This is a genomic window from Roseateles sp., from assembly GCF_046300915.1.
In the GTDB taxonomy this organism is placed as follows: Bacteria; Pseudomonadota; Gammaproteobacteria; order Burkholderiales; family Burkholderiaceae_C; genus Kinneretia.
Window position 1 is genome coordinate 1 of the sequence record NZ_JBKCLH010000180.1, and the last position, 14,954, is coordinate 14,954.

The 14,954-nt window shown below is 65.7% G+C and carries 13 protein-coding genes; 3 read left to right on the forward strand and 10 right to left on the reverse strand.

The annotated features are described in order from the left end of the window. Both ACK5F2_RS13435 and kbl read right to left on the reverse strand, forming a co-directional pair. A partial coding sequence (locus tag ACK5F2_RS13435; protein WP_409865372.1) for an NAD-dependent epimerase/dehydratase family protein occupies nucleotides 1–990 on the reverse strand: 990 nt, incomplete at its 3' end. A gap of 26 nt (nucleotides 991–1,016) precedes the next feature. Next, a complete protein-coding gene (gene kbl / locus ACK5F2_RS13440; RefSeq protein WP_409865374.1) occupies nucleotides 1,017–2,222 on the reverse strand; it encodes a glycine C-acetyltransferase in 1,206 nt (401 codons plus the stop codon). A 95-nt stretch (nucleotides 2,223–2,317) separates the two neighbouring features. Between kbl and ACK5F2_RS13445 the strand changes: the two genes are divergently transcribed. Continuing rightward, nucleotides 2,318–2,896 (forward strand): helix-turn-helix domain-containing protein, encoded by a 579-nt coding sequence (locus tag ACK5F2_RS13445; RefSeq protein ID WP_409865376.1) that lies wholly within the window; start codon nucleotides 2,318–2,320, stop codon nucleotides 2,894–2,896. On the opposite strand, the gene ACK5F2_RS13450 is transcribed toward ACK5F2_RS13445, so the two are convergent. Next, nucleotides 2,873–4,132, reverse strand: coding sequence for a YihY family inner membrane protein (locus ACK5F2_RS13450; RefSeq protein ID WP_409865378.1), 1,260 nt, complete (start codon nucleotides 4,130–4,132; stop codon nucleotides 2,873–2,875). The genes ACK5F2_RS13445 and ACK5F2_RS13450 overlap by 24 nt on opposite strands. On the opposite strand from ACK5F2_RS13450, the gene ACK5F2_RS13455 reads away from it, so the two are divergent. Continuing rightward, nucleotides 4,131–4,565, forward strand: coding sequence for a DUF2069 domain-containing protein (locus tag ACK5F2_RS13455; protein ID WP_409865380.1), 435 nt, complete (start codon nucleotides 4,131–4,133; stop codon nucleotides 4,563–4,565). The genes ACK5F2_RS13450 and ACK5F2_RS13455 overlap by 2 nt on opposite strands. Beyond that, complete coding sequence (locus ACK5F2_RS13460) at nucleotides 4,562–5,965, forward strand: FAD-binding oxidoreductase (RefSeq protein WP_409865382.1); 1,404 nt, start codon at nucleotides 4,562–4,564, stop codon at nucleotides 5,963–5,965. The genes ACK5F2_RS13455 and ACK5F2_RS13460 overlap by 4 nt, the downstream gene beginning before the upstream one ends. 28 nt (nucleotides 5,966–5,993) lie before the next feature. On the opposite strand, the gene ACK5F2_RS13465 is transcribed toward ACK5F2_RS13460, so the two are convergent. From ACK5F2_RS13465 to ACK5F2_RS13495, 7 genes are read right to left on the reverse strand one after another with little or no spacing between them, the layout of a single operon-like run. Continuing rightward, nucleotides 5,994–9,194, reverse strand: coding sequence for an efflux RND transporter permease subunit (locus tag ACK5F2_RS13465; RefSeq protein WP_409865384.1), 3,201 nt, complete (start codon nucleotides 9,192–9,194; stop codon nucleotides 5,994–5,996). Nucleotide 9,195: 1 nt separating this feature from the next. Further along, nucleotides 9,196–10,569, reverse strand: coding sequence for an efflux RND transporter periplasmic adaptor subunit (locus tag ACK5F2_RS13470; protein ID WP_409865386.1), 1,374 nt, complete (start codon nucleotides 10,567–10,569; stop codon nucleotides 9,196–9,198). Further along, nucleotides 10,532–11,026, reverse strand: a complete 495-nt coding sequence (locus ACK5F2_RS13475) for a DUF1178 family protein (protein ID WP_409865388.1) — start codon at nucleotides 11,024–11,026, stop codon at nucleotides 10,532–10,534. Before ACK5F2_RS13475 ends, ACK5F2_RS13470 begins: the two co-directional genes overlap by 38 nt. Nucleotides 11,027–11,054: 28 nt before the next feature. Further along, on the reverse strand, nucleotides 11,055–11,663 hold the full coding sequence (locus tag ACK5F2_RS13480; protein ID WP_409865390.1) for an NUDIX domain-containing protein: 609 nt from the start codon (nucleotides 11,661–11,663) through the stop codon (nucleotides 11,055–11,057). Further along, nucleotides 11,656–11,961 carry a DUF2818 family protein gene (locus ACK5F2_RS13485; protein WP_409865393.1) on the reverse strand — a complete coding sequence of 102 codons (306 nt, stop codon included), beginning with the start codon at nucleotides 11,959–11,961 and terminating at the stop codon, nucleotides 11,656–11,658. The genes ACK5F2_RS13480 and ACK5F2_RS13485 overlap by 8 nt, the downstream gene beginning before the upstream one ends. Before the next feature lie 10 nt (nucleotides 11,962–11,971). Beyond that, nucleotides 11,972–13,453, reverse strand: a complete 1,482-nt coding sequence (gene nuoN, locus ACK5F2_RS13490) for an NADH-quinone oxidoreductase subunit NuoN (protein ID WP_409865395.1) — start codon at nucleotides 13,451–13,453, stop codon at nucleotides 11,972–11,974. An 18-nt stretch (nucleotides 13,454–13,471) separates the two neighbouring features. Next, nucleotides 13,472–14,950, reverse strand: coding sequence for an NADH-quinone oxidoreductase subunit M (locus tag ACK5F2_RS13495; protein ID WP_409865398.1), 1,479 nt, complete (start codon nucleotides 14,948–14,950; stop codon nucleotides 13,472–13,474). Nucleotides 14,951–14,954: the final 4 nt, after the last annotated feature.

Below are 14,954 nucleotides of genomic sequence, written 5' to 3' on the forward strand. Positions count from 1 at the left end.
GGCTGGAAGCTGGAGTACGACCTGGCCGCCATGGCGCAGGACATGCTTAACCAGCTGCGGCCGCAGCTGGTTAAGCATGTCCTGCGCCATGGCGGCCAGGTCGTACTCCAGCTTCCAGCCCCAATCGGCCTTGGCCACGCGGTCGTCGATGCGCTGGGGCCAGCTGGCGGCGATGGCCTGGCGGAAGTCGGGCGCGTAGTCGATCTGGAAGTCCGGAATATGCTTCTTGATCTCGGCCGCGATCTCGGCCGGGGTGAAGCTCACGCCGGCCAGGTTGTAGCTGCCGCGCTGGGTGATGGCCTCGGCCGGAGCTTCCATCAGCTCGATCGTGGCGCGCAGCGCATCGGGCATGTACATCATGGGCAAGGCCTGACCCTGCTCCAGGAAGCAGGTGTAACGGCCGGTCTTGAGCGCACCGTGGAAGATGTCGATGGCGTAGTCGGTGGTGCCGCCGCCGGGCGGGGTCTTGTAGCTGATCAGGCCCGGGTAGCGCAGGCTGCGCACGTCCACGCCGTGCTTGGCCTGGTACCAGGCGCACCAGCGCTCGCCGGCCAGCTTGGAGATGCCGTAGATGGTGGTGGGGTCCATCACCGTGGTCTGGGGCGTGTCCAGCGCGGGCGTGCTGGGGCCGAAGGCGGCAATGGAGCTGGGCCAGAAGATCTTGTCCAGCTTCTGGGTGCGGGCCAGCTCCAGCACATTGAGCAGGCCCTTCATGTTCAGGTCCCAGGCCCACATCGGGTGCTGCTCACCGGTGGCGGAGAGCGCGGCGGCCAGGTGGTAGATCTGGGTGATGCCATGACGCTTGACCACGGCGGCCAGGGCGGCGGCGTCGGTCACGTCCAGCATCTCGTGGCGCAGGGCCGGCACGCGGCCTTCCGGGGCCACATCGCTGGTGATGACGTTGTCGTGGCCGTGGCGCTGGGCGAGTTCCACCGCCAGCTCGCTGCCGATCTGGCCGTTGGCACCGATGATCAGGATCTTGGTCGTCATGGTCGTTCTATGTACTGCTCGGGGATTTACTTGATCAGGCCCAGCTCGCGGCCGGCCTGGGCGAAGGCGGCTACCGCCTTCTCGAGATGCTCGCGCTCATGCACGGCCGAGAGCTGCACGCGGATGCGCGCCTGGCCCTTGGGCACCACGGGGTAGAAGAAGCCCACGGCATAGACACCCAGCTCCAGGATGCGGGCACTGAGCTTTTGGGCCATGACCGCGTCGTAGACCATGATGGGCACGATGGGATGGGTGCCGGGCTTGATCTCGAAGCCGGCGGCCTGGATGGCCTCGCGGAAGTAGGCGGTGTTGGCCTCCAGCTTGTCGCGCAGGGCGGTGGAGGCTTCCAGGATGTCCAGCACCGCGATGGAGGCGCCCACGATGCTGGGCGCCACGGTGTTGGAGAAGAGATAGGGACGCGAGCGCTGGCGCAGCAGCTCGATCACTTCCTTGCGGCCGGTGGTGAAGCCGCCCGAGGCGCCGCCCAGGGCCTTGCCCAGGGTGCCGGTGATGATGTCGATCTGGCCAAACACGCCGCGGTGCTCATGCGTGCCGCGGCCGGTGGTGCCCAGAAAGCCGCTGGCATGGCACTCGTCGATGCCCAGCAGGGCGCCATAGCGGTTCGTGATCTCGCGGATCTTGTCCAGCTGGGCGATGGTGCCGTCCATGGAGAAGACGCCGTCGGTGAAGACCAGGATGAAGCGCGCGCCCGCGGCCTGGGCGGCCTGCAGCTGGGCTTCCAGATCGGTCAGGTCGTTGTGCTTGTAGCGAAAGCGCTTGGCCTTGCACAGGCGGATGCCGTCGATGATGGAGGCGTGGTTCAGCTCGTCGCTGATGATGGCGTCCTGCTCGGTGAGCAGGGGCTCGAAAAGACCGCCGTTGGCGTCGAAGGCGGCGGCGTAGAGGATGGTGTCCTCGGTGCCCAGGAAGCGGGCGATGCGCTGCTCCAACTGCTTGTGGATGTCCTGCGTGCCGCAGATGAAGCGCACGCTGGAGAGGCCATAGCCATGCGTGCGCAGGGCCTCGTGGGCGGCTTCAATGACCTGAGGATGGGAGGACAGGCCCAGGTAGTTGTTGGCGCAGAGATTGATCACCTCGCGGCCATCGGCCGTGCGCACCACCGCGCCCTGGGGGCTGCTGATGATGCGCTCGCTCTTGTACAGGCCCGCCTCTCGGATGCCGGCCAATTCGGTCTGCAGATGGGCGTAAAAGTCTTGGGCGCTGGCGCTCATGCTGGGCTCTCCTGGTGCACAATTCACTAAACAGAACGTGGTTCGATATATCGAACTTTCGTGCAGTATCTGAGAATTGCTTTTCAAGGTCAAGCATGTCCGCCAACCTCACCGAGTCGCTGGAGCCGCCCAAGGTCGGTGCCACCCTGCAGAACCTGCGCCAGGCCCAGGGTCTGTCGCTGGATGAGCTCTCGCGCCGCGCCGGTGTATCGAAGTCCATGCTCTCGCAGATCGAGCGCAACCAGGCCAATCCCACGGTGGCGGTTGTCTGGCGCTTGGCCAATGCGCTGCGGGTGGAGCTCTCGGAGCTGCTCAGCGGCGAGCGCCCGGCGGCGCCGGCCATCGAGACCGTGGCGGCGCACGCCACGCCCAGCCTGGCCAGCCCGGACGGGCTGTGCACCCTGCGCATCCTGGGCCCCATCGATCTGGCGGGCCAGTTCGAGTGGTACGAGCTGACGGTGCAGCCCGGCGGCGCCCTGGAGTCGGCCGCCCATGAACCGGGCTCGCGCGAGCACCTCTCGGTGCTGGGTGGGGAGCTGGAGGTGAGCGCCGGCGGGCTGAAGCAGCTGCTGCGCAGCGGCGAGACCGCTCGTTATGCGGTGGACGGGCCGCATGCCATACGCAATCGCAGCGCGGCCCCCGCGACGGCCCTACTGGTCGTGCTCCACCCCTAGGAGCTCGACCAGGGTGCAGCGGGCCCAGTCGCCACGCTGCCACAGCGGGCTTAGCGGACCGCTGCGACGGGCCAGCAATTGCTGCAACAAGGGCGCGGCCAGGGTCTGGGCGGGCTCGCACAGCAGCACCAGGCGCTGCTCACCGGCTTCTTCCAGACGGCCCAGCCAGTCCAGCGCCAGCAAGGCGTCCAGCGAGGGCTCCAGCTGCAGCGGGTCCACCCGCAGGCGCTGCGCCAGGGTCTGGGCCGAGAGCCCGGCCTCCCCCGCCTGACGCGCACGCCACAGCAGGCGCAAGGCCTCAAGCGCCAGTTCCAGCGCAAGACCCGGCACCTCGGGCCGGCGCAGCATGCGACCGCTGAGCGCCGGCAGATTGGCCGCCAGCAAGGCGCCCAGCAGCATGATCACCCAGCCCAGATAGAGCCAGACCAGGAAGATGGGCACGGTCGCAAAGGCGCCGTAGAGCGTGGAATAGGTGGGCACCTGCTTGACGTACCAGGCCAGCACCGACTTGGCGCCATTGAAGGCCAGGGCAACAAACAAGCCACCCACCAGGGCATGACGCCAGCGCACATGGGTGTTGGGCACGTAGTGGAACAAACCGGCCACGGCGGCCGTGAGCACGCTGAGCTCCAGCAGGCTCAACACGGCCGACACACCGCCGGGCAATGAGCCCACGACACCCTTGCCCGCGCTCAGCGCATAACCCGTGAGGGTCAGACTGCCGCCCAGCAGCAAGGGCCCCAGGGTCAGGGCTGCCCAGTACACCAGCACGCGCTGGACCATGGGCCGAGGCTGCTTGACCCGCCAGATGGTGTTGAGCGTGCGGTCAATCGTGAACATGAGCGCCAGGGCCGTGCCGCCCAGCACCACCAGGCCCAGCAACCCCAGGCGGTTGGCCTTGGCCGCAAACTGCGTGAGCGCCCCCAGCACCGGCTTGGCGATATTGGGGGGGATCAGGCTCTTGAGAAAGTACTGCTCCAGCGATTGCTGGAAGCTGCCAAAGATGGGAAAGGCCGTGAACAGGGCCAGCATCACCGTCAGCAGGGGCACCAGGGAAATCAGGGTGGTGAAGGTCAGGCTGCCAGCCGTCTGGCCCAGACGCGCCTCGGCAAAACGCAGGCGCAGGGTGTGAATGGTGGCCAGCCAGGGCCAGTGCAGCAGACGCTGCAGCAACTGCTCGCGCGCCGCGGTGGTGGAGAACTTGGGAACCGTCATGCTGGCTATGATGCCAGCCATGTCTGCCTCCCCTGCCCCGACTTCCCCTGAAAACACCGCGAACCCCAGTATCGCCACGCTGCGCAGCCAGGCCACGCCCCAGGAGCGCCTGAGCCGCAACCTGGCCCTGGGCGGACTCATCGCCCTGGCCCTGCTGTGCCTGGCCTGGGAGTTGTGGCTGGCCCCCACGGGCAGCGGCACCCTGGCCATCAAGGCCCTGCCCTTGCTGATCCCCATCCTGGGCCTGTGGCGCTACCGCCTCTACACCTTCCGCTGGCTGAGCCTGATGATCTGGCTTTACGCGGCCGAGGGCGCGCTGCGCGCCAGCAGCGACCGCGGACCCTCTGTGATCCTCGCCTGGATAGAACTGCTGCTCTCGGCCCTGATCTTCACGGCCTGCGCCTTGCATGTGCGCCAACGTCTGGCTGCCGCCAAGCAGGCACAACAGGCATGAGCGGCTTTGTGGAAGCGCTGCGCGCGCTGCTGGGGCCGGCCCATGTGCTGCAAGGCGCGGACGCCGCGCCCTTTGAGCGCGACTGGCGCAAACGCTACCAGGGCCGGGCCCTGGCCGTGGCCCGGCCCGGCAGCACGGCCGAGCTGGCCGCGCTCGTCAAGCTCTGCGAGGCTCATGGCGTGGCCATCGTGCCCCAGGGTGGCAACACCGGACTGGTGGGCGGCTCCACCCCTGATGAGAGTGGCCATCAGCTGCTGCTGAGCCTGTCCCGCATGAACCGCGTGCGCGAGCTGGACGCGGCCAATCTGACGCTCACGGTAGAGGCCGGCTGCGTGCTGCAGGCGGTGCAAGAGGCCGCGGCCGCGCAAGACCTGCTCTTTCCCCTGAGCCTGGGCTCGGAGGGCAGTTGCACCATTGGCGGCAATCTGGCCAGCAATGCCGGCGGCACCCAGGTGCTGCGCTACGGCAATGCACGCGAGCTCTGCCTGGGCCTGGAGGTGGTGACGGCCCAGGGCGAGATCTGGGACGGGCTCTCGGGCCTGCGCAAGAACAACAGCGGCTATGACCTGCGCGATCTGTTTGTGGGCAGCGAGGGCACGCTGGGCATCATCACCGCAGCCACGCTCAAGCTCTACCCAAAGCCGCGGGCGCAGATGACGGCTCTGGCCGCCTGCAACAGCCTTGAGTCTGCGGTGGCCCTGCTGGGCCTGGCCCAGGCCCGCGCGGGTTCGGGGCTCACGGGCTTCGAGGTGATGAACGCCTTCTCGCTAGCCCTGGTCCGGCAGCACTTTCCGCAATTGACCCAGCCGCTCCCGGAAGCCTCATGGACCGTGCTGCTCGAGCTCTCGGACGCCGAGGGCGAGCTGCATGCCCGCACCCTGTTCGAGGCCCTGCTGGAGCAGGCGCTGGAGCGCGGGCTGATCCAGGACGCGGCGGTGGCCGAGAGTCTGGAGCAAAGCCGGAGCCTGTGGCATCTGCGCGAGTCCATCCCCCTGGCCCAAAGCCAGGAAGGCCTCAATATCAAGCACGATATCGCCCTGCCCGTCTCGCACATCCCCGGCTTTGTGGCCGAGACCGATGCCTCGCTGCAGGCCGCCATCCCGGGCGTGCGCCTGGTCAACTTCGGCCATCTGGGCGACGGCAATCTGCACTACAACGTGCAGGCACCACAGGGGCAAGACCCGGCCCTGTTTCTGCGCGAGCAGGAGTCGCGGGTCAACGCCCTGGTGTTTGACGCCGTCATGGCCCATGGCGGCAGCATCTCGGCCGAGCATGGCATCGGTCGGCTCAAGCGCGAGGAGCTCGCTCGCCGCGGCCACCCGGTGGCGCTGGATCTGATGCGGGCCATCAAAAAGGCCCTGGATCCCCAGGGCCTGCTCAATCCAGGTCGCGTCCTGTAGCGCGTCGACCGCTTCGGCCGGCGCCTTGCTACAGCGCCTGGGCGCGGCGACCCCGGGGCAGCCCCCGCAACTTCAGCAAGCCGCGCCAGAGCAGACGCAGGCCCAGCAGGGCCAGGATGGCCTCGAAAAAGGTCAGCGTGAAGGCGGCGGCCGTGTTCCAGCGAGACTCGCGGCGGCGGAACTTGGCCAGCATGCGGTCGCGCGCGATCTCGATGCTGTCGTAGAAGCTGGGCACCATCAGCAGGGTCAGGAAGGTGGAGGTGATGGTGCCGCCGATGATGGCCACGGCCATGGGCCGGTAGAACTCGCCGCCCTCGCCCACCCCGATGGCCACCGGCAACATGCCGGCAATCAGGGCAAAGGTGGTCATCAAAATGGGGCGAAAGCGCTGGCGGCCCGCATGAATCAGGGCCTCCTCACGCGGCACGCCCTTGGCCTCTTCCTGGCGCGCTGCGTCCAGCAGCAGGATGGCGTTCTTGGCCACCAGACCGGCCAGCATGATGATGCCGATGAAACTCATCAGATTCAGCGTTCCCTTGGTCAGCAAGAGCGCTACCACCACGCCGATGAGCGATAGCGGCTGCGACAGCATCACGCCCAGCGGCGCGGTAAAGCTGCCGAATTGCATGACCAGGATCAGGTACATCAGGGCGATGCCCGAGACCAGGGCAATGCCCATGGCACTGAACACTTCCTGCTGGTCCTTGGAGGCACCGGCCAACTCGATGCCATAGCCCGGCGGGAAGTTGATGGACTTGGCAAGCTTGATCGCGTCCTGGGTCACCTCACCGGGCGAGCGGCCCTGGGCATTGGCGGTGACCGCGATCATGCGCTTGCCATCGGCATGCTGGATCTTGGCCGGGCCCTTGCCCATGGTGACCGTGGCGATCTGCTCCAGTGGCACCATCATGCCGCTACCGGCCACGGTAATGGGCAGTCGCTCGATATTGCTGGCGTCCACGCGGTCGCTGGGGTGCAGGCGCACGGCCACGTCGCGGGTCTCGCCGCTTGGGTCCACCCAGTCACCCACCTCGACGCCCGCAAAGGCCACGCGCAGGGCGGTCGCGGTGTCCCCCACCGAGATACCCATGGCATTGGCCAAACCGCGGTTCAGTTCGATCTGCAACTCGTCCTGCGGATCCTGTTCCGACAAGCCCACATCCACCGCGCCTGGTACCTGGCGCAGCTTGGCCATGTACTCGTTGGTGATCTCCAGCAGCTTGCGCGAGTCGGTGCCCGAGAAGCGGATCTGCACCGGCTTCTGTGCGCCATTGTTCAGGTCATCCAGCACCACATACTCGGCACCGACCAGCTGAGCCACACGCCCGCGCAGATCCTTGGCGATCTCCGCGGCGCTGCGCTGGCGCTCGGTGCTCTTGCCCAGATCCACATAGATGCGCCCACCGGAGACATTGATCTGGCTGTTGGTGGCCTTGGTCTCGGGGATCTCGCGCGCCAGCTTGGCGGCAGCCTCCATCTTCAGCTTGGCGTACTCCAGGCTGGAGCTGGCGGGGGTGCGCACCTCAATCGCGATGGTGCCCGCGTCGGAAGCCGGCAGGAAGCTGGAGCCGCCGAACTTGGCCTGCAGCACGATGGCCAGCACGAAGCTGAGCACCGCGAAGAAGGCCATCCAGCGACGGTGGTGCAGCGCCCAGGCGATTACCTTGCCATAGCGGTCGGCTTGGCGGTCAAACCAGTCATTGAAACGCTGCAAGTGCAGGGAAATGCCCTTCTTGGGTGCCTGGTGGTGCCCCGGTGGATCGCCCCAGTAGGCGGACAGCATCGGGTCCAGCGTGAAGGAGATGAACAGGCTCACCAGCACCGAGGCCACCACCGTCAGGCCAAAGGGACGGAACCATTCGCCCGAGACGCCCGGCATGAAAGCCACCGGCACGAACACTGCGACGATGGAGAAGGTGGTGGCGGCCACAGCCAAGCCGATCTCGGCCGTGCCCTTGAGCGCCGCCGTCATGCGGTCGGCGCCGCGCTCCATATGCCGGACGATGTTCTCGCGCACCACGATGGCGTCATCGATCAGCACGCCGATGGCCAGGGACAGGCCCAGAAGGCTCATGAAGTTGAGCGTGAAGCCGCATAGCCAGACCGCGATGAAGGCCGCCACCACCGAGGTCGGCAGCGACAGCGCAGTGATCAGGGTCGAACGCCAGCTGTTGAGGAAGACATAGACCACGGCCACGGTCAGGCCTGCACCGAACACCAGGGCGTGGATGACGTTGTAGAGGCTGTTTTCGGCGTCCTTGCCGCCGTCCTGCGTGATCTCCAGCGTGGTCCCCTGGGGAAGGGCTTTGGCCAGCTCGTCAACAAGCTTGCGCACCTCCTGAGCAACGGTGACCGTCGAGGCATCCCTCGAGCGGGTCACGGACAGACCGACATTGGGCTGGCCGTTGCGCATGCTCAGGCTCTGGCGCTCGGCGAAGCCATCCTGAATGGTGGCGACCTGGCCCAGACGCACCAGTTGCTCGCCGTTTCGCCGCACCACAATCTGCTCGAACTCGGCCGGCGATTCGATGCGCCCCAGCAGACGGATGCTCTGGTCCTGCAGCGTGCCGCGCACCTTGCCCACCGGCGCGGTCGTGTTCTGCGCGCGCAGCGCAGCGACGACCTCGGTGACCGAGACATTGAACTCGCGCAGCTTCTGCGCATGTAGCAGCACCGAGAGCTCGCGGCTCAGCGAGCCGTTGACATTGACCGTGGCCACGCCGCTCAGCGCGCGGAAGCGGTCGGCCAGCTGATCCTCGGCCAGGCGCGAGATCTCGGCATGGCTCTGGCTGGTGGACGACAAAGCCAGCTGCATGATGGGCTGGGCCGCCGGGTCGATGCGCTGCAGCACGGGCTCGCGCATCTCGACTGGCAGCTTGTGGCGCACCGCACCAATCGCATTGCGCACCTCATCGGCCGCCTCGATCATGTTCTTGTCGAAGTTGAAGCTCAGCACCAGCTGGGCATTGCCCTCGTTGGCGGTGGCTCTGACCTCGTCGACGCCGGAAATGCTTTGCAGCGACTTCTCGATTCGGTTGATGATCTCGCGCTCGGCGGTCTCGGGAGAGGCGCCGGGGTAGTTGATGCTCACCACCAGCACCGGCGCTTGGACATCCGGGATCTGGTTGACCCTCAGCTTGTTGAGAGCCAGCAGTCCCAGGGCCATCAGAGCAATGATCACGACAATGGTCGCGACCGGTTTCTTGACGCTGAAGTTGGACAGGAACATCTCAAGACTCCTGCGGGGCCGAGGCGCTGGCGGAGGCCGCTGGTGCCGCCGGAGCAGATGGCTTGGCGAGCTGCACCGGACGCCCATCCGACAGTGTGGCGCCGGGGTGGCGCAGCACCTGATCACCCGCTTCCAAGCCGGCCGTGACCCGGTACAGACCCAGGCGTTGGTCGCGCTCCCCCAGCTTGATGACCACTTTGTGCAGCTTGCCGTCCTTGATTTTCCAGGCGTAGCTCAGCTCGCCTTCGCGCTGGATCGCCCCGTCGGCGAGCATCAACGCCCCGACGCTGCGGCTCTGCACGCGGCCTTCGGCATAGAGCCCCGCGACACCGGGCTGCTCGCGGCCCGCAAAGCCGACCAGCACCTCCACCTGGCGGGTGTTCGGATTGGCCGCCGCCGCAATGCGGCGCACCTGGCCTTCGAAATCGGTCTGGCCATAGCCATTGACCTTGAAGAGCACGGTCTGGCCGGGCTTGAGCTCCGACATGCGGTCCGCAGAAACAAAGCCCTCGAAACGCATGCTGGCGGGGTCGATGACCTTGGCCAGTTCCTTGCCGACCTGGGCGGTGTCACCGGGCGAGACCTTGCGGTCGGCAACGATGCCGTCAAAGGGCGCGCGGGCCTCGGTGCGCTGCCGCTGCTGGCGCGCCGTGGCGACACGGGCCTTGGCAGTGAGCAATTCCGTCTGCGCGTTGTTGCGACGATTTTCGGCATCTTCCATGGCCTGGATGGAGCTCATGCCCTGGGCCTGCAGCGTCTTGATGCGCTGAAACTGCCGCTCGGCCTGCTCGAAACTCTGCGCTGCCGCGCGCGCGCCCTCCTCGGCCGAGGACAGATTTTCTCGGATCGCGCTGTCATCGAGCCGCACCAGCAAGTCGCCGCGCTTGACGTGCTCACCGTTTTCCTTGAGCACCTGCAGCACCACACCCTGTACCTCGGCGCGCAGGTCAGCGCGCTTCTCGGGCTGTATCGAGCCGGTGATGACCGGGCCGCTGCTGTAAGCCGACAGGCCCAGGGTCTGCACATCCTCCGCCGAGATCAACAGCGGCTTGAGGGCAGCAGATGGCTTGGCTGCGTTCGCCTGATCACCCTTGGCAGGCCCAGAGTCACCCGGCTTTCCGCAAGCGCTCAGGGCAATGGCTAGGGCGAGGACAAGCAGACGATGTCGCTTCATCAGGCGGACTCCGGTGGGGATGATCAGAATCCTGGCATCCTGCCATGCGTAGCTGACCGGCTTCCACCTTCTTGCGATGAACGCGCGCTTGGCGTCCTTCAGCTGCAAGCGCGAGGCATGAGAGGTTGATCGCCCCTCTGACGTGCCGCCGATGCGGGCGCGGCTACTGGAGATTGCTCTTGAGCGGCTCAGGCAGGGCAATCAGCTCAATACCCTCTTCCACCAACTCCTGGGCCTGCTGAGGTGTGGCGCGACCGCGGATCGCGCGCTCCTCGGCTTCACCGTAGTGCATGCGACGCGCCTCTTCGGCGAAGCGCTCGCCGACATCCTCGGTCTTGCCGATCAGCTGGCGCAGCGCCTGCATGGCAAGCTGCTGAAGCTGCTGTGCCGCAGCCTCCGGGGCGCCGACTGCGTCGGGCCGAGCTTCGGACGGGGCTTCTCGGCTTTCCTGGTCAGTCGGCACCGTGCTGGCGGACTTCTGCTCCCGCAGATGCGCAACGTTCAATCTGGGCGCGCTGGGCAGACGCTGGACCTGGACGCTGCTGCAAAGCGGGCAGCTGATCAGCCCGCGAGACTGTTGGGATTCAAAGTCCTGCGCCGAGCCAAACCAGCCTTCAAAGCGGTGGCCTTGGGCACAGCCAAGATTCAGGACAAGCATGGTGGACCAAATTGTGGGGCCGCTGCCCTCAGTCTGCAGGCTGCCAGTCCAATTCCCACTGCCCGGCCTGCCAACGCGAGAGCCAGAGCAAGCCGATCAAGGTCTTTGCATCGGTGAGCTCGCCGCACGCGGCCAGTTGATCCAGCTCGGCGGACGTATGCGTCACCAAGTCCAGGAATTCCCCCTCGTCGAGCTGCCGCTCGCCAGCCACCAGACCGCGGGCAAAGAAAATCTCTATGCCTTCGTCCGAGTAAGCGATGGCGTTGTGCAGCACACCGGCGTGGGCCCATTCGGCCGCACGATAGCCGGTTTCCTCCAGCAACTCGCGCTGAGCACAGGCCAGCTTGGTCTCACCGGCATCAAGCTTGCCGGCCGGAAACTCGAGCATCACCCGCTCCATCGGATAGCGATACTGGCGCTCCAGCAGCAGGCGGCCATCGTCCAGCAGGGGGACGATCATCACGGCACCAGGATGGCGGATGAACTCACGCGCCGCCTCCCGCCCATCCGGCAGCCGGATGCGATCGCGGCTGACCTTCAGAAAATGACCCTCGTAGACCAGGCTGGACTCCAACCGGGTCTCACGAAGATGATCGTCGGCTTGCGCGTGTGGGGCGCGGCGCTCAGGCTCAAGCATGGCGCTGGCGGCGCAGATAGCGCCACACAAAGCCCGGGAAGGCCAGGGTCAGGAACAAACACAGCCCTGCGGCATAGAACTCCCATCCCTGAGGGTGCCGCTGGCCGGCACGGGCTTCAAGCACAAAACCCAGCCCCACGCTCAGCAGCGCCATCAAAGCGAGTTCCGCGAGCCGCCAGCCCATGCCCTTGGGGCTGAGCCTGGGGCCGAGAAAGAACACCCGTTCAGAGAAGAAAGGTGCATTGGCCGCCACCAAGGCGACCAAGAGCACCAGCCAGACGGCAGCGGACTGGTCCATCCGCGTCGACTCAGGCGGACAGCAGCTTGACCATGGCCTGGGCGCACCAAGCCATCAGCCCGCCGGGCAGCAGACCGAAAACGATCACGGCCAGGCCATTGAGCGACAGCACGGCACGCACATCACCGGGTGCGGTGATCGGCGCGGTATCGCTGGCATCGTCAAAGAACATGACCTTGATGACGCGCAGATAGTAGAAGGCGCCCACCAGGGACAGCAGCACCGCCACCACGGCCAGACCGATATAGAACGGCACATTGGTGGCCACCATGGCCTGCAGCACCGACAGCTTGGCGTAGAAGCCGGCAGTGGGCGGGATGCCAGCCAGGGAGAACATGAAGATGGTCATGACCAGGGCATACCAGGGGCTGCGCTTGGCCAGGCCCGCCAGGTCCTTGATCTCCTCGGCCTCGTGGCCCTGGCGCGACAGCAGCAGGATCACGCCGAAGCTGCCCAGGGTGGTGAGCACGTAGACGATCACGTAGAACAGCGCCGAGCTGTAGGCATTGGCGGCCAGGTCGCGGTTGTCGCCGACCACACCGGAGGCCAGGCCCAGCAGCATGAAGCCCATCTGCGCGATGGTCGAGTAGGCCAGCATGCGCTTGAGGTTGCTCTGGGCGATGGCGGCCAGATTGCCCAGCAGCAGGGAGGCCACGGCCAGCACCAGCAGCATCTGCTGCCAGTCGAAGGCCAGGCCCATCATGCCTTCCACCAGCAGGCGGATGGTGATGGCAAAGGAGGCGAGCTTGGGCGCGGCACCCAGCAGCAGGGTCATGGCCGTGGGGGCACCCTGGTAAACGTCAGGCACCCACATGTGGAAAGGAGCCGCGCCGAGCTTGAAGGCCAGACCCGCAACCACGAAGACCACGCCGAAGACCAGCACGGACTTGTTGGGCGCACCGGTGGCGATCACCTCGAAGACACGACCGATGTCCAGCGAGCCGGTGGCACCGTACATCATGGACAGGCCGTACAGCAGGAAGCCGCTGGCCAGGGCACCCAGCACGAAGTACTTCATGGCCGCCTCGGTCGAGCCGGCATGGTCACGTCGCAGGGCCACCAGGGCGTAGAGCGAGAGGCTCATCAATTCCAGGCCGAGATAGACGACCAGGAAATTGTTCGCCTGCAGCATGATCATGATGCCCAGCAGCGACAGCAGGGACAGCGTGAAGAGCTCGCCCTTCAAGATGTCACGCACGCCGGCGTAGGGGCGCGCATAGACCAGGGTCACGAAGGTGGCCACACAGGCAAAGAAGCCCAGCAGATGCCCCATGGGGTCGGACACGATCATGCCCTGCATGCCGATCTCGGTGCGGCCGTCCTGGAAATAGACCAGATGCATGGCGCCTACGACGACCAGGGTGAGTTGGGTCAGCCAGTAGGTGGGACGACGCTGCTCGTCGGTGACGAAGAGGTCGATCATGGCCACGGCAAGCGCCATGACCAGCAGCACGATTTCGGGGTAGACCGAGTACCAGTTCATATCGTTCATCTTGGTTGGCCTCTCAGCTTAAGGAGCGACCAGCTTGGACTGGGCCACATGCTTGAGCAGCTCGGTGACCGAGACATGCATCACATCGGTGAAGGGCTTGGGATACAGGCCCATGTACAGCACGGCGATGGCGAGCACGGCCAGCATGAGGAACTCGCGGGCGTTGATGTCCTTGAGCTCACGCACATTGTCGTTGGTCACCGCACCGAAGTAGACGCGCTTGTACATCCACAGGGTGTAGGCGGCGCCAAAAATCAGGGCGGTGGCCGCGATGGCACCCAGCCAGAAGTTGTACTGCACCGTACCCAGGATCACCATCCACTCACCCACGAAACCGGCGGTGGCGGGCAGGCCGCAGTTGGCCATGGCAAACAGCAGTGCAAAGGCGGCGAACTTGGGCATGGTGTTGACCACACCGCCGTACGCTGAGATCTCACGGCTGTGCACGCGGTCGTAGAGCACGCCGATGCACAGGAACATGGCACCCGACACGAAGCCGTGCGAGATCATCTGCACCAGCGCACCAGAGACGCCCAGCTCGTTGAAGATGAAGAAGCCCAGGGTCACAAAGCCCATGTGCGCGACCGAGGAGTAGGCCACCAGCTTCTTCATGTCCTGCTGGACCAGGGCCACCAGACCCACGTACACCACGGCGATCAGGGACAGGGCGATGATGAACCAGTCGTACTCGCGTGCCGCGTCGGGCGCGATGGGCATGGAGAAACGCAGGAAGCCATAGGCACCCAGCTTCAGCATGATGGCCGCCAGCACAACGGAACCACCGGTGGGTGCTTCCACGTGGGCGTCGGGCAGCCAGGTGTGGACCGGCCACATCGGCACCTTGACCGCAAAGGCCGCGAAGAAGGCGAAGAACAGCAGCGTCTGCGCGTTCATCGGCAAAGGCAGCTTGTGCCAAGTCTGGATGTCGAAGCTGCCACCGCTCTGGATGTAGAGATAGAGCAGCGCGATCAGCATCAGCAGCGAGCCAGCCAGCGTGTACAGGAAGAACTTGAAGGCCGCATAGACGCGGCGCGGACCGCCCCAGACGCCGATGATGATGTACATCGGGATCAGGGTCGCTTCAAAGAACACGTAGAACAGCAGACCGTCCAGGGCCGAGAACACGCCGACCATCAGGCCGGACAGCACCAGGAAGGCGCCCATGTACTGGTTCACACGGTGCTCGATCACCTCCCAGGCCGCGATCACCACGATGATGGTGATGAACGCCGTGAGCGGCACGAACCACATCGAGATGCCATCCACACCCAGGTGGTACATCACGTTGAAGCGTTCGATCCAGACCTGCTTTTCGACAAACTGCATGCCCGCCGTCGCGGTGTCGAAACCTGTGATCAGCGGCAGGGTGATGAGGAAACTGATGAGCGCCGCCACCAGCGCCAGCCAGCGCACGGTATTGGCCTGTTCATCACGACCCAGCAGCAGCAGCAAGAGACCGCAGGCAATGGGCAACCAAATGGCAAGACTAAGCAACATTCTT